Source organism: Variovorax sp. dw_308, from assembly GCF_019207085.1.
Taxonomy (GTDB): domain Bacteria; phylum Pseudomonadota; class Gammaproteobacteria; order Burkholderiales; family Burkholderiaceae_C; genus Variovorax.
The window spans coordinates 127,513-146,572 of sequence record NZ_JAATOM010000011.1; the positions used below are offsets into that span (position 1 = coordinate 127,513).

A 19,060-nucleotide genomic window follows, 5' to 3' on the forward strand; every position below is an offset into this window, starting at 1 on the left:
CTCAGTGCCGGTTTTCCGCGATCGCCGACATGATCTTGTCGGTGTAGGCGATCGCCATCGCGGACAGCAGGAAGGTGATGTGGATGGCGGTCTGCGCGATCAGCACCTTGTCGGTGTAGTTCTCGGCGTTGATGAAGGTCTTGAGCAGGTGGATCGAGCTGATGCCAATGATCGACATCGCCAGCTTCACCTTCAGTACTGACGCGTTCACGTGGCTGAGCCATTCGGGCTGGTCGGGATGGCCTTCGAGGTCCATGCGGCTGATGAAGGTCTCGTAGCCGCCCACGATCACCATGATGAGCAGGTTCGAGATCATCACCACGTCGATCAGCGCGAGCACCACCAGCATGATCACCGTTTCGTTCAGCGTGGTGATCGGCGCGCTGGTCTTGTAGCCGATGCCGGTGATCAGCGCCTGCAGGGCCTGGTCGCTTCCAAGCGCGGCCTGCACCAGGTGCGTCAGTTCGACCAGGAAATGGATGACGTACATGCCCTGCGCAACGATAAGCCCGAGGTACAGGGGCAATTGCAGCCAGCGGCTCGCGAAGATGAGCTTGGGCAGGGGCCGCAGCGGGGATCCCGTTCGGGGGGCGACGGAAGACGGATCAGGAAGTGACATCGGATGCTGTGAGGGACGAAGGCGCGAATTCTAGGAGCGCCTGCTCCGCGAACGCGGGATGCCCTTACGCCGTAGGATGTGAACGTCAGTGGCCCGTAAGTGCCACCATCGACATTACGCCCGATCCACACCAAGGCCGAGGAGACATCCAGACATGAGCAGCACATCGACGAACATCGAGTCCGTATTGGTCGAGACCCGCGTGTTCCCGCCCGACGACCGCGCGACCAAGGGCGCGCGCATCTCCGGCATGGCCGCCTACGAGGCGCTGTGCAAGGAAGCGGAGACCGACTTCGATGGCTTCTGGACCCGCCTGGCGCGCGAGAACGTGCAATGGACGAAACCCTTCACGCGCACGCTGGACGAATCGAATGCGCCGTTCTACCAATGGTTCGGTGACGGTGAGCTCAACGCCAGCGCCAACTGCCTCGACAAGCACATCGGCACGCCGACCGAGGACAAGATCGCGATCATCTTCGAGGCCGACGACGGCGCCATTACGCAGATCACCTACAAGGACCTGCTCACGCGCGTCTCGCAGTTCGCCAACGCGCTGAAGGCGCAAGGCATCAAGAAGGGTGACCGCGTCATCGTCTACATGCCGATGACCATCGAGGGCGTGATCGCAATGCAGGCCTGTGCGCGCATCGGAGCGACCCACAGCGTGGTGTTCGGCGGCTTCTCCGCGAAGGCGCTGCAGGAACGCATCATCGACGCCGGTGCTGTCGCGGTCATCACGGCCAACTACCAGTTGCGGGGCGGCAAGGAACTGCCGCTCAAGGCCATCGTCGACGACGGCATCGAGCTGGGCGGCTGCACCACGATCAAGACCGTACTGGTCTACGAGCGCACGCTGACGGACTGGAAGCGCGTCGAGGGCCGCGACATCAGCTTCACGGAGGCGCTGGCCGAAGTGGAAGGGCACGGCTTGTGCCCGCCAGAGCCGGTCGGCGCCGAACACCCGCTGTTCATTCTCTATACCTCGGGGTCCACCGGTAAGCCCAAGGGCGTTCAGCATGCGACGGGCGGCTACCTGCTGTGGGCCAAACTCACGATGGACTGGACCTTCGACCTGCGGCCGGAGGACGTGTTCTGGTGCACCGCCGACATCGGCTGGATCACCGGCCACACCTACGTCGCCTACGGCCCGCTGGCCGCCGGCGCGACGCAGGTGGTGTTCGAAGGCATCCCCACCTATCCGAACGCCGGGCGCTTCTGGCAGATGATCGAGCGGCACCGGGTCACCATCTTCTACACCGCGCCCACCGCGATCCGATCGCTGATCAAGGCCGCCGAATCCGACGAGAAGGCGCACCCGGACCGCTCCGATCTCTCCAGCCTGCGCATCCTCGGCAGCGTCGGCGAGCCGATCAACCCGGAAGCCTGGATGTGGTACCACCGGAACATCGGTCACGAGCGTTGTCCGATCGTCGATACCTTCTGGCAGACCGAAACGGGGGGGCACGTCATCACGCCGCTGCCGGGCGCCACGCCGCTGGTGCCGGGTTCCTGCACCTTGCCGCTGCCGGGCATCATGGCTGCGATCGTCGACGAGACCGGCAAGGACCTCCCCAACGGCGCGGGCGGCATGCTGGTCATCAAGCGGCCCTGGCCCTCGATGATCCGCACCATCTGGAACGACCCCGAGCGGTTCAAGAAGAGCTATTTCCCCGAGGAAATGGGCGGCACGATCTACCTGGCCGGCGATGGCGCGGTGCGCAGCGCGGACCGCGGCTACTTCCGCATCACAGGGCGCATTGACGACGTGCTGAACGTGTCGGGGCACCGGCTTGGCACGATGGAGATCGAGTCGGCGCTGGTCTCGAAGACCGACCTGGTGGCGGAAGCCGCGGTGGTCGGGCGGCCCGACGACTTGACGGGCGAGGCGGTCTGCGCCTTTGTCGTGCTCAAGCGCGGCCGGCCGAGCGGCGACGAGGCCAAGAAGATCGCGGCCGAGCTGCGCAACTGGGTGGCCAAGGAGATCGGCCCGATCGCCAAGCCGAAGGACATCCGCTTCGGCGACAACCTCCCCAAGACCCGCAGCGGCAAGATCATGCGCCGCCTGTTGCGCTCCATCGCCAAGGGCGAGGCCATCACGCAGGACACGTCGACGCTGGAGAACCCTGCCATCCTCGAACAGTTGGGGCAAGCCTACTGACGTTGAAGCGATCGTCGGACGGCGTTCTGGCCGGCGTGAGTTACAAACGGACCTCTAGCAACAGACGGGGGACGAAATCATGGGTGTCAGATCGGGTATTTTGATTTTGCTGGTGGTGCTCATCGCGGCACTGGCCACGTTGAACTGGGGCATCCTCATTCAACCGACCTTGATGTCGGTCGGCTTCATGCAGGTCACTGCGCCCTTCGGCGTGATCATGCTGGGGCTGACTTCGCTGCTCGGCGTGTTTTTCCTGGCCTACGTGTTCTACCTGCAGAGCTCAGTGATGCTGGAGACGCGTCGCCACACAAAGGAATTGCAATCGCAGCGCGAACTGGCCGACAAGGCCGAACTGTCGCGCTTCACCGAACTGCGCAGCTTCCTCGAAGCCCAGGAACTCACGCGGGTGACGCAGGCCAATCAGCGGCAGGAGGTGCTGCTGGCCCGCGTGCAGCAACTGGAAGCGTCATTGCGCCAGCGCGTGGATGAGTCGGACAACACGACGGCCGCGCATGTCGGCCAACTTGAAGACCGCTTCCGCCCGGCCATTGGCGAGGTCGTTCCGCAGCGCGGCTGATTACTTGGTGGAGAGCACCCAGGCCGCCAGGCGGGCGGCTTCGCTCTCGCTGACCTGCGGATTGGCGGGCATTGCCAGGGTGCCCCACACACCGCTGCCGCCCTTGATGATCTTGGCCGCGAGCTTGTCTGCCGCGGTCTTGTCATCCTTGTACCTGGCGGCGACGTCCTTGAAGGCGGGGCCGAGGACCTTGCGCTCCACGGTGTGGCAGGCCATGCAATTCTTCGACGTGGCAAGCGCGAGGTCGGCCATGGCGGGGCCGGACGCAGCCATTGCGAGGGTCGTCAGCAGGAGGGTTCTTCTCATGGGGAAATCGTATCCGTTGCGTTACAGTCGGTCCGATGAGATTGTAGGGAGCGCGGTGCGCGGCGAGGTGTGGCGCACCAATCAACTTTCCCGAGGGTTTGCGCCATGTGGTTTCTTCTATTGGGTGTGCTCGGTGTCGCTCTCAAGTTTTTCGAGATGGGTCCGGTCGCCACGCTGAGCTGGTGGATCGTGCTGATTCCCTTTGCGCTGGCCGTGGTCTGGTGGGCCTGGGCCGATTGGTCGGGCTACACCAAGTCCCAGGTCATCAAGAAGGAAAACGAGCGCAAGTCGGAGCGCATCGATCGGCAGCGCAGCCGGCTCGGGATGCTGAACAGTCCGTCCAACCGCAAGCGCCGCGGCAAGGGCTGAGCCCCCGCCGGGTCTTCAGCTTCAGTACTTGTCGAGCACCGCGCCCGAGCTGGCGCTGGAGGCATTGAACGCGAACTTGGCCTGCACGCCGCGCGTGTAGCGCGGTGCCGGTGGCTTCCAGCCTTCCTTGCGCTTCGCGATTTCCGCTTCCGGCACGTTGAGTTCGAGCACCAGCTTGTGGGCGTCGATGGTGATCGAGTCGCCTTCGTTGACGAACGCGATGGTGCCGCCGGCATAGGCTTCGGGTGCCACGTGGCCGACCACCATGCCCCAGGTGCCGCCGGAGAATCGGCCGTCGGTGATGAGGCCGACGGATTCACCCAGCCCAGCGCCGATCAGCGCGCCCGTCGGCGCCAGCATTTCCGGCATGCCCGGGCCGCCCTTGGGGCCAAGATAACGCAGCACCATCACGTCCCCGGCCTTGATCTTGCCGGCGAGGATCGCGGCAAGCGCCGATTGCTCGTCGTCGAACACGCGCGCCGGGCCGGTGATGACCGGGTTCTTCAGGCCGGTGATCTTTGCGACCGCGCCTTCGGGCGAGAGGTTGCCCTTGAGGATCGCGAGATGGCCTTCGGCGTACATCGGCTTGTCGATCGGGCGGATCACGTCCTGGTCGGCGCGCGGCGTGTCGGGCACGTCCTTGAGCACTTCCTCGATGGTCTGGCCGGTGATGGTGACGCAGTCGCCGTGCAGGAGGCCGGCCTTCAGAAGAATCTTCATGACCTGCGGAATGCCGCCGGCCTGGTGCAGGTCGACCGCGAGGTACTTGCCCGAGGGCTTGAGGTCGCACAGCACCGGCACCTTCTTGCGCATGCGCTCGAAGTCGTCGATGGTCCAGTCGACCTGGGCGGCGTGCGCGATGGCCAGGAAGTGCAGCACCGCGTTGGTCGAGCCGCCCGTGGCCATGATTACGGCGACGGCGTTCTCGATGGCCTTCTTCGTCACGATGTCGCGCGGCTTCAGGTCCTTCTTGATCGCCTCGATCAGCACCTTGGCCGACTCCTTGGCCGAGTTCTGCTTCTCGTCGTGCGGGTTCGCCATGGTGGACGAGTAGGGCAGCGACAGGCCCAGCGCCTCGAACGAACTCGACATGGTGTTGGCCGTGTACATGCCGCCGCAGGAGCCGGTGCCGGGAATGGCGCGCTTCTCGATCTGCAGCAGGTCCTCGTCGCTCATGTTGCCGGCGGCGTTCTGGCCCACGGCCTCGAACACGCTGACGATGTTCAGGTCCTGGCCCTTGTAGCGGCCCGGCAGGATGGTGCCGCCGTAGACGTAGATGGCCGGCACGTTGGCGCGCAGCATGCCCATCATGCCGCCCGGCATGTTCTTGTCGCAGCCGCCGACGACAAGCACGCCGTCCATCCACTGGCCGCCGACGCAGGTCTCGATGCAGTCCGAGATGACTTCGCGGCTGACCAGCGAGTACTTCATGCCTTCGGTGCCCATGGCCATGCCGTCCGAGATGGTCGGCGTACCGAACACTTGCGCGTTGCCGCCGGCTTCCTCGATGCCTTCGATGGCGGCATCGGTGAGCTTTTGCAGGCCGGAGTTGCAGGGCGTGATGGTGCTGTGGCCATTGGCCACGCCGACCATCGGCTTCTTGAAGTCGCTCTCTTCGTAGCCCATCGCGTAGAACATCGAGCGGTTGGGCGCGCGCGACTTGCCGTCGACGATGTTGATGCTGCGGCGGTTGATCGGGGTGTCAGCCATGTGGTGTGCCTCTCTCAGGGAATATCTCGTGGGGCGCCAAGTATCGGCCGCTTCTGTGATTGCCGCCAATCCATTTCAAAGCGACTATTGATATGCTGCATGAATGACAGCATTGATCGATCTGCGCGTCTGGCGGCAGTTCCTGGCGGTGGCCGAGGAACTCCATTTCGGCCGCGCCGCCACGCGCCTGCACATGACGCAGCCGCCGGTGACGCAGGCCATCGCGCAATTGGAGAAAGCGATCGGTGCGCGACTGTTCGACCGTACGCGCCGCAGCGTCGCGTTGACGCCCGCTGGCGCTGCGCTGGTGCCGGAAGTGCGCGAATTGCTTGCGCGAGCCCAGGCGCTGCCGGCACGGGCGCGGGCGGCCGCGGCGGGCGAAGTGGGGCGGGTGCGGCTGGCCTTTGTCTCGACCATCGGCTTTGAGCGGCTGCCGGCGTGGGTGCGTGAATTTCGCGCGCTGTGTCCGGCGGTGGCGCTGGAACTCGTCGAGGCCACCGGGGACGTGCAACTGGAGGCGTTGGCGCGCGGCGAGATCGATGCGGGCCTGGTGCTGCATTCGCCAGGCGCCGCGCCTGCGGGGTTGGCTCGACTGGCGGTGGCATCGGAACAGCTGGTGCTGGCCGTGCCGTCGCAGCACGTGCTCGCGGGCGTCGCGCAGCTCGCGCTCGAAGCGGTGCTGGCCGAGCCGCTGGTCGCGTTCCCGCGCCGCATCCTGCCCTCGGTGCACGACGCGATCCTGGCGCTGTACCACGGGGTCGGGCGCGTGCCCGAGGTGGCGCAGGAGGCGATCCAGATGCAGACCATCGTCAACCTGGTGTCGGGCGGCCTCGGCGTGGCCTGGGTGCCGGAGAGCGTCACGCAATTCCGGCGGGCGGGCGTGGTCTATCGCACGGCTGCCGAGTTTGCCGCGCCGCCCGGTCGTCGTCGCGCGGCGCTGGCGCTGCCCGGGTGCGAAACCAGCCTGGTCTGGCCGGCGGCCAGCGACAACCCGGCGCTCGCTCGCTTCATCGAATTTGTGCGGGAACGTGGCTTGGCACAATAGCCGGATGCTCATGTATCCCCACATCGACCCCGTTGCGCTGCAACTCGGGCCGATCGCCATTCATTGGTATGGCCTGACCTATCTGGCTGCCTTCGGTTTGTTCTGGTTCCTCGGCACGCGGCGCTTGCAGCACGAGCCGTTTCGCTCGCTAGGCGGCCCAGGCGGCTGGGAGCGCAAGGACGTGGAGGACATCCTGTTCCTCGGTGTCGCTGGCGTCATCATCGGCGGCCGGCTGGGCTATTGCCTGTTCTACAAGCCGGGCTACTACCTGTCGCATCCGTTGGAGATCTTCATGGTGTGGCAGGGCGGCATGAGTTTCCATGGCGGCTTCCTCGGCGTCATCGCCTCGATGGTCTGGTTCGCGCATTCGCGCAGACGGCCGTTCTGGCAGGTGATGGATTTCGTCGCGCCCTGCGTGCCGACCGGCCTTGCGGCGGGGCGGGTGGGCAACTTCATCAACGGGGAGCTTTGGGGGCGTTTCTCGAGCCCCGATCTCCCCTGGGGCATGGTGTTTCCGCAAAGCGGATCGATGCTGCCGCGCCATCCGTCGCAGGTCTACCAGTTCCTGCTGGAAGGCCTGCTGCTGTTCGTGCTGCTCTGGGTGTATGCGCGCAAGGAGCGCAAGCAGGGACAGGTGGCGGCGGTGTTCACCATCGGCTATGGCGTGTTCCGCTTCATCGCCGAATTCTTCCGCGAGCCGGACGACTTCCTCGGCCTGCAGGCGCTCAACCTGAGCCAGGGACAGTGGCTCAGCCTGCCGATGATCGTGTTCGGCATCGGGTTGTGGATCTGGGCGGCGCGTCGGCCGGCGGTGAGGGTCGCAACCCGCTGAGCCGGCGCCGTCGGCTCGCGTCGAAGCCCAAGTGCCGCGCGCGGTTCGAGTGGACATTCAATCCGTAAGGCTTAGGGCAGGTGGTTGTGAGTTGCGTGCGCGAGCTTTCACAATGAAGGCGTTTCTCGTTTCGGCGAGATGGCATGGCGTCAACCGCAATCAGAGAGGACATCGTGAGCGCAACGGAATGGTTCAAGTCGAAAGTGCCCATGGCACTCACCCTGCCGCGCTGGCCGGCTGCGAAGTCGCTCGCGAAGCCGAGCGCGCGTTCAACCCATGAGCGCCTGCAGGCGACGCTTCGCAAGTCCGACGAGGTGATGTCGCCGCGCGTGCTGCGCAAGGTGCTCACGGCCCTGGAGGCGGTGATCGACCCGCGCGTCAGCGAGGTCGAGGGCGGGCGCCGCGCGCATGCCGTGGCGCAGGAGTACCTGGCGGCCGGGCCCACCGAGCGCCGCGACCACTGGGCGTTGATGAGCGAGCACTTCGCCGCCGACGCGGAGACGCTCAAGGCCGCGCGCGACCAGCACCAGGCGGCTGTCGGCACACCCGAGGAAGGCCAGGCCGAGATGCGCTTGCGCCGTGCGCTGGTGTCGCCGCGCATGCGCCTGCTGCAGCGCTTCGCGGTCGAGCCGGCGGGCATGCGCTTCCTGGTCGACCTGCGCGCTGACCTGTTGCCGCACCTGAAGGCGGACCATCGCCTGCTCGCGCTCGATGGGGAACTGGAGCATCTGTTCTCCACCTGGTTCGACGTAGCCTTCCTTGAGTTGCGCCGCATCGACTGGGACTCGCCCGCGTCGCTGATCGAGAAGCTGATCCGCTACGAGGCGGTGCATGACATCAAGGGCTGGGACGACGTGAAGAACCGGCTCGACCACCAGGACCGGCGCTGCTACGGCTTCTTCCATCCGCGCCTGCCGAACGAGCCGCTGATCTTCGTCGAGGTGGCGCTGGTCGACCGCATCAGCGACGGCATCACGCCGCTGCTGGACGAAGCCGCGGTCCCGGTGCAACCCGCGAAGGCGACCACCGCGATCTTCTATTCGATCAGCAACACGCAGAACGGCCTGCGCGGCGTGAGCTTCGGGGATTCGCTGATCAAGCGCGTGGTCGAAACGCTGCAGGACGAACTGCCGCGCCTGAAGGTGTTCGCCACGCTGTCGCCGATCCCGGGCTTTCGCCACTGGCTGGTGAAGAACGCGGCCACGCTGGTGCCGCTGCTGGATGAGAAGCGGGCCAACGAACTCGGCCGGCTGATCGGCTCGTTGCCCCCCACCACGGAGCGCTTGCTGGCCGCGGTGGAGGCGCCCGGTGCGCTCGCCGATCCGAAGTCGCCGCTGCGCCAGTGGCTGACGCAGTGCGCGGCGGAATACCTCGGTCGCGCCGTGACGCAGGGCAAGCCCGTCGATCCGGTGGCGCGCTTCCACCTGGGAAATGGAGCGCGCGTGGAGCGGCTCAACTGGGCCGGCGACCCGTCGGCCAAGGGACAGAAGCAGTCGTGGGGCCTCATGGTTAACTACCTGTACGACCTCAAGCGTCTCGATAAACATCGAGCCTGGCTGGCCAATGGCAGAGTGGCCGTCTCAGGCGACATAGAAGGCCTGTATTTCAAGAACTGATCAAGACGCGACGACAGGAGACACCAGGATGACCGAGAACTTTCGACGGCGGGACGTATTGCGATGGGCTGCGAGCGGCGCAGCCGTGTTGTGCGGCGGCGCGCGCGCCCAGTCCGCATGGCCCACCAAGGCGGTCACGCTGATCGTGCCGTTTCCAGCGGGCGGTGGTACTGACGCTTTCGCACGCCCGCTCTCGGCGCAGTTCACCAAGGTCGCAGGCCAGACGCTCGTCATCGACAACCGAGGCGGCGCCGGCGGCACGCTGGGCGCGAGCATCGCGGCCCGGGCACCGGCCGATGGCTACACGCTGTTCATGGGCGCGGTGCACCATGCGATCGCACCGTCGATCTACCCCAAGCTCGACTACGACATCGAGAAGGATTTCGTCCCGCTGATGCTGCTGGCCAATGCGCCGCAAGTGGTGGTGGTCAATCCGAAGCGGGTGCCGCAGAACACCATCCAGGAGTTCATCGCCCACGTGAAGAAGAACCCCGCCAGGATCAACTACGGCTCGGCCGGCGCGGGCACCTCGCACCATCTTGCGGGCGAACTCTTCAAGCAGCAGACCGGCACCTTCATCACCCATATTCCGTACCGCGGCGCCGGTCCGATGCTGCAGGACCTGATCTCCGGCAACGTGGACGTGTGCTTCGACGGCCTGGGCTCGTCGTCGACGCACATCAAGGGCGGTCGCATCAAGGCGCTGATGGTCGCGGGCGCCAAGCGCAACCCGGCATTCCCCGACGTGCCGTGCGCGGCCGAGGTCGGCCTGCCCGACTACACGGTCACCACCTGGTACGGGCTGTGGACGCCGAAGGGCACGCCGGCAGACGTGCAGGCGCGCATCATCGAGGACGTGAAGAAGTCGTGGGCTTCCGATGAGCTCAAGTCCATCTGGGCCGCCAACGGTTCCGAAATTCCCAACCTCACGAATGCCGCCTACGGCAACTTCGTCAGCGGGGAAATCAAGCGCTGGGCCGTGGTGGTCAAGGCCTCCGGCGCCAAGCTGGAATGAGCGGATTGGTCCGGGTCGTGCGCGAAGGCGCCATGGCCTTCGTCACGCTCTCACATCCCGGTCGCCTCAATGCCATGTCGCGCGCGATGTGGCTCGCGCTGCGCGCTGCCTTCGAGGCCTTGTCGGCGGAGGAGGCATTGCGTTGCATCGTGGTGCGCGGCGAGGGCGGCGCCTTCTGCGCGGGCGGCGACATTTCGGAGTACCCGTCGTTCCGTTTCGAGGAACGCAGCCTGCGTGCCTTTCATGAAGACGAGGTGTGGGCCGGCTTGCAGGCCATGCTCGATTGCCCGGTGCCCATCGTCGCGCAGATCGAGGGCGCCTGCATGGGCGCGGGCATCGAGATCGCAAGCTGTTGCGACATTCGCCTGGCCGCCGGTTCCGCGAAGTTTGGCGCGCCCATTGCCAAGCTTGGTTTTCCGATGGCGCCGCGCGAAGCCGAGTTGGTGCAACGCGCCATCGGCGACGTGCTGGCGCGCGACATGCTGCTGGCCGCCGGCGTCCACGGCGCGCAACGCCTCTACGATGCCGGCTTTCTCCTGCAGGTGCTGCCCGACGATGCCGTGGCTGCCGCCGTGCTGGCCCATGCAGCCCGCATCGTCGCGCTCGCGCCCGCGGCGGCCCGCCTCAACAAGGCCACCTTTCTCGCATTGAACCGCTGCGCCGCGTCCGATCTGGTTCCAACTGCCTACCGCTACGCCGACTCGCCCGAACATCGCGAAGGCATCGACGCTTTCCTTGCCAAACGCCCTGCCGTTTTCTGAGACAACCATGACAACGACCAACGCCAATCTCTTCTCGGCCCTGCGCGCCGCGTTTCCGGCCAACCTCGACCAGGTGGCCATCGAAACCGACAACGGACTTCTCTATTCGTGGCGCGACCTGGACCGCGCCAGCGCGATGATCGCCAACCTGCTGGATGCGCTGAAGCTCGAGCCCGGCGCGCGCATCGCGGTGCAGGTCGAGAAGTCGGTCGAGGCGATCGCGCTCTACCTGGGCACGCTGCGCGCCGGCTACGTGTTCCTGCCGCTCAATACGGCCTACCAGAGTGCCGAGATCGAGTACTTCATCGGCAACGCGGAGCCGGCGGTGGTGGTGTGCACCAGCGACAACGCCGGCTGGGTCGGCGCGATCGCGCAGGCCGCCGGCACGCACCATGTGTTCACGCTCAACGACGACCGCACCGGCTCGCTGCTCGACCTTGCCGTGCAATGCAGCGACCAGCACACGGTCGCGCAGATGGCGGAAGACGACATGGCCGCCATCCTCTACACCAGTGGCACCACGGGCCGCAGCAAGGGCGCGATGCTGACGCACCGCAACCTGCTGTCCAACGCCGAGGTGCTCAAGGACTATTGGGGCTGGACCGAGGGCGACGTGCTGATCCATGCGCTGCCCATCTTCCACGTGCACGGCTTGTTCGTCGCGCTGCATGGTGCGCTGCTCAACGGCAGCAAGATGCTGTGGTTCGGCAAGTTCGACCCGAAGGGCGTGATCGCCAGGCTGCCCGAGGCGACCGTGTTCATGGGCGTGCCGACCTTGTATGTGCGCATGCTGGCGGAACCTTCGCTGACGAAGGAGGCGGTGCGCAACATGCGCCTGTTCATTTCCGGCTCGGCGCCCTTGTTGATCGAGACCTTCAACGATTGGCGCGAGCGCACCGGCCACACCATCCTCGAGCGCTACGGCATGAGCGAGACGGCCATGCTCACCTCCAACCCGTACAACCCGGTGCAGGGCGAGCGTCGCGGCGGCACGGTTGGCTTCCCGCTGCCGGGCGTGCAGCTGCGCGTGATGTCGACGGAAGAGGGCGCCGAAGGCCGCGAATGCACCACCGACGAAATCGGCGCCATCGAAGTCAGTGGCCCCAACGTCTTCATCGGCTACTGGCGCATGCCCGAGAAGACGCGCGAGGAATTCACCCACGACGGATTCTTCAAGACAGGCGACGTCGGCATGACCGATGGCCTGGGCTACGTCACCATCGTCGGCCGCAGCAAGGACCTGATCATCAGCGGCGGCTACAACGTCTATCCCGCCGAGATCGAGGGCTACATCAACGAGCAGCCCGGCGTGGCCGAGAGCGCCGTCGTCGGCGTTCCGCATTCGGACTTCGGCGAGGTCGGCGTGGCCATCGTCATTGCGAAATCCGGCGCCACGGTGGATGGCGATGCGGTGCTGGCCACGCTGAAATCGCAGTTGGCCAATTTCAAGATTCCGAAGCGCTGCTTCGTTGTGCCCGAGTTGCCGCGCAACACCATGGGCAAGGTGCAGAAGGCGCTCCTGCGCGAGCAGCACAAGGGCCTGTTCGGGCCGCGCTGACGCAACCGTACTACTGCACCAGCAGCACGGAGATATCGGTCTCTGCAATCACCTTCGTGGTGACGGAGCCCATCAGCGCGCGGCCGAAGATGCCGTGGCCGTGGGTGCCCATCACGATGAGTTCGGCATTTACCTTGGTGGCAACCTTGAGGATTTCCTCGGCCGCGTTGCCGTGGCGCTGCTCGAGCGCGTAGCCGGTGATGCCGCGAGCGGCAAGTCCGTCCTTGACCGGCCCGACCACCTTGCTGTTTTCCTCGGCGTAGTAACCCTCCAGCACTTCCCTCCCCACATGGCGTGCCGCGTGATTCGGGATGCCGCTGCAGACATGCACCACTACGAGCTCGTGGCCGTCGACAAAGCTGGCACGGTGCCGGGCCAGGTAGTCCATCGCCTTTTGGGTGTGCTTGCTGCCATCGACCGCGATCACGATTTTCATGACGTACCTCTTTCGATCTGGACACTCGCTTATACGCGGCGAGTCCACCGGATGAACAGAGGGGTCGAACCCGCATGCAGATCGGTTGTAAAAAAACCAACGGCCCTGCGATGAGGGCCGCTGATCTTTCGGAATAGGTGTCTGCAGTAGGGGGCACCGGACCCGCATCCTGAACCAGGGTTCAGGTGGGCGAGGGCAGCAAGACTTCGGGTTCATCTGACGCGAGATGATCACGCCCGTCAAGCGATGTACCAAGCCCTGCTCCGTAGAGCATTGGAACAAGGAAATATTAGGCCCGGCGCGTACTGCAGACGGTGTCGATTTTACGCCCCCGACGCCGTCGCGTAAGCCCTAAATTTCAGAGCAGATGGCCATCGCCGGCCAGTGCCTGATCCAGCCTCTGGATGAGTTGCGGCAAGCGCTGATCGGTGGTAACGGATTCTTCCGGTGCGGCGGTGGTCGTGACCGCGAGCAGTGCTGCCGCTGCGGCGGAGGTTGCGGCCTCGGACTGCACCAGGTCGAAGGCCAGGTTCAGCGATGCCAGCACCGCGATGCGATCGCGCGCCTTGACCTTGCCGGCATCGCGGATCTTGCACATGGCGGCATCGACCCGTTCGACTGCGCTGCGCAATTGCGCTTCTCCACCTTCGGGGCAGCCGAGCAGGTAGCTCTGGCCCATGATCTGAACTTCGATCTGCTTCATCGTCTCGACTGGAATTATTCGGTGGCGGGTGGTTCTTCGGGCAGGCGCTCGAGCATGGCGTCGATACGGGTGCGTGCCGCCGTGAGCCGCGCCTTGAGCGCATCGCGTTCGCGCGTCAGCGCGTCGACCTGTTCCTGCAATAGCGCGTTGGTGCGTTGCACCTCTTCATGGCGCACGAGCAAACGTTCGACTCGCTCGGCGATCTGGTCGATGGGGCTGGGGGCGGGCATGGCTGGGGATTGTATGTGGGGCCCGGCGAGCCGCCCTGTGTGCTTTGTCACCCAGGCAAGGGGAAAACACTGCCCCTCCGCAGCCGTGCAGCAGCGGCCGCCGTGCGCCTAAAATCCGGGCCGTTGGTGCTCGGGTCGTGGTTCACGCGGCCCAGTTCAACGGGAAGCAGGAGTCGACGCCGTGTCACCGGCCGACGCCACCTGCGCTGCCCCCGCAACGGTCAAGCAGACGGCGCCCGAAGCCCAGGCTTCTGGCGCCACTTTCATCCCACAAAGCCACTGGGCGCCCTGAAACAGGCGCCTGGGAAGGCGGGTGAAGGACGCACTGCCAGCCCGGATACCGGCCAACGAGGCGGCTGCCTGCGCAAGCAGGCGACCATACGCCCAAGCACCGGCGGGGAAGCCGGTGACGGGCATTTGTCTGCGACTCTTTTCTCACCATGACTTCCTGCGATACCACCCCCCGGGCCACCACGCGTCTCCCGGCGGTCACGCTTGCGCTCGGCGCATTCGCGATCCTGCCTGCGCACGCGCAATCGGAGCCCCCGACCCTGCGCGAGACCGTGGTCACCGCCACCCGTACGCCGACGCGCGCCGACGAACTGGTGTCCGACGTCGTCGTCATCGACCGCGCGCAGATCGAGCAACTGGGCGAGCGCACTTTGCCCGAACTGCTGGCCCGCACGGCAGGCGTTCAGGTGTCATCGAATGGCGGCTCCGGCAAGCTCAGCAGCGTGTTCATCCGTGGCACCGAGGCACGCCACACCATCCTGCTGATCGACGGTGTGCGCTACGGCTCGGCCACGGCGGGCACGCCGATCTGGGACAACATCCCGGTCGACCTGATCGACCACATCGAAGTGGTGAAGGGGCCGGCATCGGCGCTCTACGGCAGCGACGGCGTGGGCGGCGTGGTGCAGGTGTTCATGCGCAAGGGCCAGCCGGGCGATCCGGCCTTCGTGCCGCGCGCGTCGGTCACCATCGGCAGCCAGGGCTATTCGCAGGAGGGGCTGGGCTTCAGCGGCGCCGATGGGGGCTTCACCTATTCGCTGGATCTGCAGCACACGCGCGACAAGGGCTTCTCAGCCACCAACCCACGCGTGCCCTTTGGCCAGTTCAACCCCGACCGCGATCCTTTCACGCAGGACGCCGGCACCCTCTCGCTCGGCTACCAGGTCAACAACGACTGGAAGCTCAGCGCGGGCGTGGTCTACGCCAACGGCGAGAACCACTATGACGACGGCCCCAACCGCGATACCTTCGGCGTCGTGCGCACTGAAACGGAATACGTTGGCCTGCAGGGCAGGGTGATGGACAACTGGACCACGCAGTTCCGCGTGGCGCAGGGCGTCGACCTGACGCAGGCAAAGGTGGCCGACGCCTTCAGCCTGCCGGGTCTCTTCCGGACCACACAGAGCCAGTTCAGCTGGCAGAACAACGTGACGACGCCAATCGGCATCGTGATCGCGGGGCTCGAGCGAAACGTGCAGAGCGTGGACAGCGACACCGCCTACGACGTCACCAGCCGCTCGATCAACTCCGCCTTCGTCGGGTTGAACGGCAACGCCGGCGCGCACAGCTGGCAGCTCAATGCGCGGCGTGACGAAAACTCGCAGTTCGGCAATCACGACACCTGGTTTGCCGGCTATGGCTACCGCATTTCGCCGAACTGGCGCGTCAATGCGTCCTATGGCACGAGCTTCGTGGCGCCTTCGTTCAACCAGCTCTACTACCCCTTCTTCAGCAACCCGCGGCTGCAGCCCGAGGAAGGCAAGAACATCGACGTCGGCATCACCTGGACCGAGGGCGCGCACAGCGTGAAGCTGGTCGGCTTCGACAACAAGATCACCGGCTTCATCACGAACACCACCACTCCGGAGAACATTCCGCGCGCCCGCATCCAGGGCTGGACGCTGGGCTACGACGGCGCCTTCGATGCGCTCGGCGTGCATGCCAGCTACGACAAGCTGGATCCGCAGAACGAACTCACCGGCAAGATGCTGCCGCGCCGCGCGAAGGACCAGGTCAACCTGGGTGTCGACTATTCGACCGGGCAATGGAAGTTCGGCGTGACGGCGCTCTATGTCGGCCAGCGCTATGACGACGTTGCCAACACGCTTTCCACGCGCCTGGGGAGCTTCACGACCGTCGACCTGTTCGGCGAGTACAAGCTGACGCCGGAATGGACCGTGCAGGCCCGCGTCGCCAACCTGTTCGACGCCACCTATGAGACCGCCTATGGCTACAACCAGCGCGGGCTCAGCGGCTTCCTGACGATGAAGTGGGCGCCACGCCGATGAGGATGTCGAGGCTGCTGTGTCTCATGGCCTTGTGCTGGCTGGCGGGGCCGGCGCAGGCGCGGGGCGCGGTCAGCCTGGTCGACGATCGCGGCGTGGAGGTCACGCTGGCGCAATCGCCGCGGCGCATCGTGTCGATGCTGCCGTCGTTGACGGAGACCGTCTGCGCGCTGCAGGCGTGCGAGCGGCTGGTCGGCGTCGACAGCTATTCGAACTGGCCCGCGGCTGTGCAGGCATTGCCGCGCGTGGGCGGCCTGGAGGACGCGAACGTCGAGCGCATCGTGGCACTCAAGCCGGACCTGGTGTTGCTGGCCAAGGCCGCGCGCGTGACGGACAGGCTGGAGGCGCTCGGCCTCAAGGTGCTGACGCTGGAACCACGCTCGATGAAGGACATGGAGCGGGTGCTGGGCCAACTCGGCCGCGTGCTCGACCGCGAGGCCGAGGCTGCGGCGATGTGGCTGCAGATCGATGGCGGCGTCAACCGCGTCGCCGCCGCGCTGCCTGCGAGCGCGCGTGGCAAGCGGGTGTACTTCGAGGTCAGCAGCGGGCCGTATGCGGCCAGCGAGTCGTCGTTCATCGGCGAGACGCTGGCACGGCTGGGTGCTGTCAATGTCGTGCCCGGGTCGCTCGGGCCCTTTCCCAAGCTCAATCCCGAGTTCGTGGTGCGTGCGGATCCGCAGGTCATCATGGTGGGGGACCGCAACGCGGTGGCCTTGGCCGGGCGGCCAGGGTGGGGGCGCATCGATGCGCTGCAGGCGGGGCGCATCTGCGTGTTCACGCCCGCGCAAGGCGATGTGCTCGCGCGCCCCGGTCCACGCATGGCCGAGGGCGCCGGCATCATGGCCGATTGCCTGAAAGACAAGTTCAAGTGACCAAGCCCGGGTTTGCCGTTGCGATCGTCGTCGTGAGCCTCGTGCTGGGGCTGGTGGGGGCGAGCATCGGCAGCACCGGATTCGAGAGCGTGTGGAGCGCCGCCAGCGACGCGACCGCGCTGCAGATCGTGCGCGACATCCGGCTGCCGCGCACGCTCGGCGCCTGGTTCGCAGGCGCGCTGCTGGGCCTGGGCGGCGCGCTGGCGCAGGGGCTGTTTCGCAACCCGCTGGCCGACCCGTACCTGTTGGGCAGTGCGTCGGGTGCGAACTTCGGTGTGTGCCTGCTGCTCGTGGCATTGGGCACGTCCTCCGCGCTCGGGCCGGCGGCGGGGGGATGGGCCGCGCGCCTGGGCATGACGGGCGCCGCCTTCATGGGCGCGGTGGCGGCCGTGCTGGTCACGCTGAGCCTGGCGCGCGGCGTGCAGCAGACGCTGCGCCTGCTGCTGGCGGGCGTCGTGGTCGGCATGGTGCTGGGCGCTGCGAGTGCGTTGGTCGTGCTGTGGGTGCCCGACATCATGCGAGCCATGCAGGCCTTCATGCTGGGCACCACCGGCTTCCTCGGCTGGCCGAACGTGACCTTGCTGGCCGGCGCGCTGGTGCTGTGTCTGCTGCCTGCGCTGGGGCTGGCGCGCGCGCTGGACGCACTCACGCTGGGCGAGGCCAGCGCGTCGAGCCTGGGCATTGCCCTGCCGCGCGTGCGCGTGGTGCTGGTGGCGGCGCTGGCGCTGGCCACGGGCACGGCGGTCGCGCAGGTCGGGCTGGTGGCATTTGTCGGGCTGGTCGCGCCGCACCTGGTGCGCGGCGTGGTCAAGCCGACGCACGGATGGCTTGTGGGCCTGGCCTCGTTGATGGGAGGTGCGTTGCTGCTCGCGGCCGACGTGGTCGCGCGTTGGCTTGTCGCGCCGCAGGAGTTGCCGGTGGGCGTGGTGACGGCCCTGCTGGGCGGCGGCTACCTGTTGTGGCTGATGCACAGGAGGTCGCTGTGACCGCGGTTGCGGCGCTGGCTGCGCAGCGACTGCAGGTCTCGCTCGGCGGAAGGCTCATCGTGGACGTTCCGCAACTCGCCTTGCCCAGGGGACGCTGGACAGCGGTGGTCGGGCCCAACGGCGCCGGCAAGACCACCTTGCTGAAGGCATTGGCGCGCTTGCTGCCGATGCAAGGCAGCGTGCAGTTGCTGGGCCGTCGCATGGAGGAGTGGCCGGCCAAGGCCCGCGCCTGCACGCTCGCCTGGCTGGGCCAGGGCGAGCCGGGCGCCGACGACCTGTTGGCGCACGATGTCGCGATGCTCGGGCGCTTGCCGCACCAGGCGTGGCTTGCCGCGCCGAGCGCGGCAGACCGTGCGGCGGTCGAGCGTGCGATGCGCAGGACGCAATGCTGGGAATGGCGGGATCGGCCGTTGGGCCAGTTGTCGGGCGGGGAGCGCCAGCGTGTGTTGCTGGCCCGCGCGTTTGCGGTTGAGGCCCAAGTGCTGCTGATGGACGAGCCGCTTGCCAATCTCGATGCGCCGCATCAGGCGGACTGGTTGCTGGCGGTGAGGGAATTCGTTTCAGCGGGTCGAACGGTCGTGAGCGTCCTGCATGAACTGGGCATGGCGCTGCATGCCGACGAAATCCTCGTGCTGCGACGAGGTCGAGTGGTGCATCAGGGCGCTGTCGACGAGTCCGTCATGCATGCCGCGCTTCGGGATGTGTTCGACAACCGGATCGAAATCCACAGGGTCGCAGACCAATGGGTGGTGCTGCCTCGATGAAGGCGCAAGAGCAGCCGCCCCCGGCCGCCCCCGCTGCGAGATGGGTCAATAAACCCCGAAGACCTTCAGCAGGATGATCACACCGAGCGGCACGCCGCAGATCCAGAGAATGACGCTTTTCATGAGGTGCTCCAGGTGAGTTTGAGTGCATGCACTGTGGCTTGCGACGTATGCCTTTGGTGCAGGATGGCGCACGCGTTCGGGGT

19 protein-coding genes and 1 riboswitch are annotated in these 19,060 nt (G+C 66.2%); of the genes, 13 read left to right on the forward strand and 6 right to left on the reverse strand.

Annotated elements, in window-relative coordinates; translation table 11 throughout:
* Position 1: 1 nt before the first annotated feature.
* Positions 2 to 619, reverse strand: coding sequence for a TIGR00645 family protein (locus tag HCU76_RS21255; RefSeq protein WP_213954230.1), 618 nt, complete (start codon positions 617 to 619; stop codon positions 2 to 4).
* A gap of 154 nt (positions 620 to 773) precedes the next feature.
* Between HCU76_RS21255 and acs the strand changes: the two genes are divergently transcribed.
* Together acs and HCU76_RS21265 are read left to right on the forward strand one after the other, a co-directional pair.
* A complete protein-coding gene (gene acs, locus HCU76_RS21260; RefSeq protein ID WP_218510566.1) occupies positions 774 to 2,777 on the forward strand; it encodes an acetate--CoA ligase in 2,004 nt (667 codons plus the stop codon).
* Positions 2,778 to 2,856: 79 nt separating this feature from the next.
* Positions 2,857 to 3,354: a Yip1 family protein gene (locus HCU76_RS21265; RefSeq protein ID WP_213954232.1), complete on the forward strand. Its 498-nt coding sequence runs from the start codon at positions 2,857 to 2,859 to the stop codon at positions 3,352 to 3,354.
* On the opposite strand, the gene HCU76_RS21270 is transcribed toward HCU76_RS21265, so the two are convergent.
* Positions 3,355 to 3,660 carry a c-type cytochrome gene (locus HCU76_RS21270; protein WP_213954233.1) on the reverse strand — a complete coding sequence of 102 codons (306 nt, stop codon included), beginning with the start codon at positions 3,658 to 3,660 and terminating at the stop codon, positions 3,355 to 3,357. It lies immediately after the preceding gene.
* 105 nt (positions 3,661 to 3,765) lie between these two features.
* Here HCU76_RS21270 and HCU76_RS21275 point away from each other — a divergent pair, with 105 nt between their 5' ends.
* Positions 3,766 to 4,029 carry a TIGR04438 family Trp-rich protein gene (locus HCU76_RS21275; RefSeq protein WP_213954234.1) on the forward strand — a complete coding sequence of 88 codons (264 nt, stop codon included), beginning with the start codon at positions 3,766 to 3,768 and terminating at the stop codon, positions 4,027 to 4,029.
* 21 nt (positions 4,030 to 4,050) lie between these two features.
* Here HCU76_RS21275 and ilvD read toward each other — a convergent pair whose 3' ends face one another.
* Complete coding sequence (gene ilvD / locus HCU76_RS21280; protein WP_213954235.1) at positions 4,051 to 5,739, reverse strand: dihydroxy-acid dehydratase; 1,689 nt, start codon at positions 5,737 to 5,739, stop codon at positions 4,051 to 4,053.
* Positions 5,740 to 5,842: 103 nt separating this feature from the next.
* Here ilvD and HCU76_RS21285 point away from each other — a divergent pair, with 103 nt between their 5' ends.
* From HCU76_RS21285 to HCU76_RS21310, 6 genes are all read left to right on the forward strand, one after another.
* Complete coding sequence (locus HCU76_RS21285) at positions 5,843 to 6,784, forward strand: LysR family transcriptional regulator (protein ID WP_213954236.1); 942 nt, start codon at positions 5,843 to 5,845, stop codon at positions 6,782 to 6,784.
* Positions 6,785 to 6,788: 4 nt separating this feature from the next.
* Positions 6,789 to 7,616: a prolipoprotein diacylglyceryl transferase gene (lgt, locus tag HCU76_RS21290; RefSeq protein ID WP_213954237.1), complete on the forward strand. Its 828-nt coding sequence runs from the start codon at positions 6,789 to 6,791 to the stop codon at positions 7,614 to 7,616.
* Positions 7,617 to 7,825: 209 nt separating this feature from the next.
* Positions 7,826 to 9,232 carry a malonyl-CoA decarboxylase gene (locus HCU76_RS21295; protein ID WP_256354329.1) on the forward strand — a complete coding sequence of 469 codons (1,407 nt, stop codon included), beginning with the start codon at positions 7,826 to 7,828 and terminating at the stop codon, positions 9,230 to 9,232.
* Between the two features lie 28 nt (positions 9,233 to 9,260).
* Positions 9,261 to 10,247 carry a tripartite tricarboxylate transporter substrate binding protein gene (locus tag HCU76_RS21300; protein ID WP_218510568.1) on the forward strand — a complete coding sequence of 329 codons (987 nt, stop codon included), beginning with the start codon at positions 9,261 to 9,263 and terminating at the stop codon, positions 10,245 to 10,247.
* Positions 10,244 to 11,008, forward strand: coding sequence for an enoyl-CoA hydratase/isomerase family protein (locus tag HCU76_RS21305; RefSeq protein ID WP_218510569.1), 765 nt, complete (start codon positions 10,244 to 10,246; stop codon positions 11,006 to 11,008). The genes HCU76_RS21300 and HCU76_RS21305 overlap by 4 nt, the downstream gene beginning before the upstream one ends.
* A gap of 7 nt (positions 11,009 to 11,015) precedes the next feature.
* Positions 11,016 to 12,566, forward strand: a complete 1,551-nt coding sequence (locus tag HCU76_RS21310) for a malonyl-CoA synthase (RefSeq protein WP_218510570.1) — start codon at positions 11,016 to 11,018, stop codon at positions 12,564 to 12,566.
* Between the two features lie 10 nt (positions 12,567 to 12,576).
* On the opposite strand, the gene HCU76_RS21315 is transcribed toward HCU76_RS21310, so the two are convergent.
* The 3 genes from HCU76_RS21315 to HCU76_RS21325 all read right to left on the reverse strand — a co-directional run bounded on the left by HCU76_RS21315 (position 12,577) and on the right by HCU76_RS21325 (position 13,935).
* Positions 12,577 to 13,002, reverse strand: a complete 426-nt coding sequence (locus HCU76_RS21315; protein WP_218510571.1) for a universal stress protein — start codon at positions 13,000 to 13,002, stop codon at positions 12,577 to 12,579.
* 358 nt (positions 13,003 to 13,360) lie between these two features.
* Positions 13,361 to 13,705, reverse strand: a complete 345-nt coding sequence (locus tag HCU76_RS21320) for a cell division protein ZapA (RefSeq protein WP_213954243.1) — start codon at positions 13,703 to 13,705, stop codon at positions 13,361 to 13,363.
* A 14-nt stretch (positions 13,706 to 13,719) separates the two neighbouring features.
* Positions 13,720 to 13,935, reverse strand: a complete 216-nt coding sequence (locus HCU76_RS21325; protein WP_213954244.1) for a DUF904 domain-containing protein — start codon at positions 13,933 to 13,935, stop codon at positions 13,720 to 13,722.
* A 107-nt stretch (positions 13,936 to 14,042) separates the two neighbouring features.
* Positions 14,043 to 14,299: riboswitch (cobalamin riboswitch) on the forward strand.
* A gap of 76 nt (positions 14,300 to 14,375) precedes the next feature.
* Between HCU76_RS21325 and HCU76_RS21330 the strand changes: the two genes are divergently transcribed.
* Genes HCU76_RS21330 through HCU76_RS21345 form a run of 4 tightly spaced genes read left to right on the forward strand, consistent with a single transcriptional unit; the run spans position 14,376 to position 18,854 of the window.
* A complete protein-coding gene (locus HCU76_RS21330; protein WP_218510572.1) occupies positions 14,376 to 16,235 on the forward strand; it encodes a TonB-dependent receptor domain-containing protein in 1,860 nt (619 codons plus the stop codon).
* A complete protein-coding gene (locus tag HCU76_RS21335) occupies positions 16,232 to 17,104 on the forward strand; it encodes an ABC transporter substrate-binding protein (protein ID WP_371319874.1) in 873 nt (290 codons plus the stop codon). The genes HCU76_RS21330 and HCU76_RS21335 overlap by 4 nt, the downstream gene beginning before the upstream one ends.
* Entirely contained in the window at positions 17,101 to 18,090 is a 990-nt protein-coding gene (locus HCU76_RS21340; protein WP_213954246.1) for an iron ABC transporter permease, read from the forward strand. Before HCU76_RS21335 ends, HCU76_RS21340 begins: the two co-directional genes overlap by 4 nt.
* Positions 18,087 to 18,854 carry an ABC transporter ATP-binding protein gene (locus HCU76_RS21345; RefSeq protein WP_213954247.1) on the forward strand — a complete coding sequence of 256 codons (768 nt, stop codon included), beginning with the start codon at positions 18,087 to 18,089 and terminating at the stop codon, positions 18,852 to 18,854. The genes HCU76_RS21340 and HCU76_RS21345 overlap by 4 nt, the downstream gene beginning before the upstream one ends.
* The last annotated feature ends 206 nt before the right edge of the window (positions 18,855 to 19,060 follow it).

Excerpts from the sequence above, each read along its gene's own strand:
- HCU76_RS21275 (WP_213954234.1), top strand. The coding sequence starts at position 3,766 with ATGTGGTTTCTTCTATTGGGTGTGCTCGGTGTCGCTCTCAAGTTTTTC.
- HCU76_RS21335 (WP_371319874.1), top strand. The coding sequence starts at position 16,232 with ATGAGGATGTCGAGGCTGCTGTGTCTCATGGCCTTGTGCTGGCTGGCG.
- HCU76_RS21285 (WP_213954236.1), top strand. The coding sequence starts at position 5,843 with ATGACAGCATTGATCGATCTGCGCGTCTGGCGGCAGTTCCTGGCGGTG.
- HCU76_RS21300 (WP_218510568.1), top strand. The coding sequence starts at position 9,261 with ATGACCGAGAACTTTCGACGGCGGGACGTATTGCGATGGGCTGCGAGC.
- HCU76_RS21320 (WP_213954243.1), bottom strand. The coding sequence starts at position 13,705 with ATGAAGCAGATCGAAGTTCAGATCATGGGCCAGAGCTACCTGCTCGGC.
- HCU76_RS21270 (WP_213954233.1), bottom strand. The coding sequence starts at position 3,660 with ATGAGAAGAACCCTCCTGCTGACGACCCTCGCAATGGCTGCGTCCGGC.
- HCU76_RS21255 (WP_213954230.1), bottom strand. The coding sequence starts at position 619 with ATGTCACTTCCTGATCCGTCTTCCGTCGCCCCCCGAACGGGATCCCCG.
- HCU76_RS21305 (WP_218510569.1), top strand. The coding sequence starts at position 10,244 with ATGAGCGGATTGGTCCGGGTCGTGCGCGAAGGCGCCATGGCCTTCGTC.
- HCU76_RS21330 (WP_218510572.1), top strand. The coding sequence starts at position 14,376 with ATGACTTCCTGCGATACCACCCCCCGGGCCACCACGCGTCTCCCGGCG.
- ilvD (WP_213954235.1), bottom strand. The coding sequence starts at position 5,739 with ATGGCTGACACCCCGATCAACCGCCGCAGCATCAACATCGTCGACGGC.
- lgt (WP_213954237.1), top strand. The coding sequence starts at position 6,789 with ATGCTCATGTATCCCCACATCGACCCCGTTGCGCTGCAACTCGGGCCG.
- HCU76_RS21295 (WP_256354329.1), top strand. The coding sequence starts at position 7,826 with ATGGCACTCACCCTGCCGCGCTGGCCGGCTGCGAAGTCGCTCGCGAAG.
- HCU76_RS21315 (WP_218510571.1), bottom strand. The coding sequence starts at position 13,002 with ATGAAAATCGTGATCGCGGTCGATGGCAGCAAGCACACCCAAAAGGCG.
- acs (WP_218510566.1), top strand. The coding sequence starts at position 774 with ATGAGCAGCACATCGACGAACATCGAGTCCGTATTGGTCGAGACCCGC.
- HCU76_RS21310 (WP_218510570.1), top strand. The coding sequence starts at position 11,016 with ATGACAACGACCAACGCCAATCTCTTCTCGGCCCTGCGCGCCGCGTTT.
- HCU76_RS21265 (WP_213954232.1), top strand. The coding sequence starts at position 2,857 with ATGGGTGTCAGATCGGGTATTTTGATTTTGCTGGTGGTGCTCATCGCG.
- HCU76_RS21325 (WP_213954244.1), bottom strand. The coding sequence starts at position 13,935 with ATGCCCGCCCCCAGCCCCATCGACCAGATCGCCGAGCGAGTCGAACGT.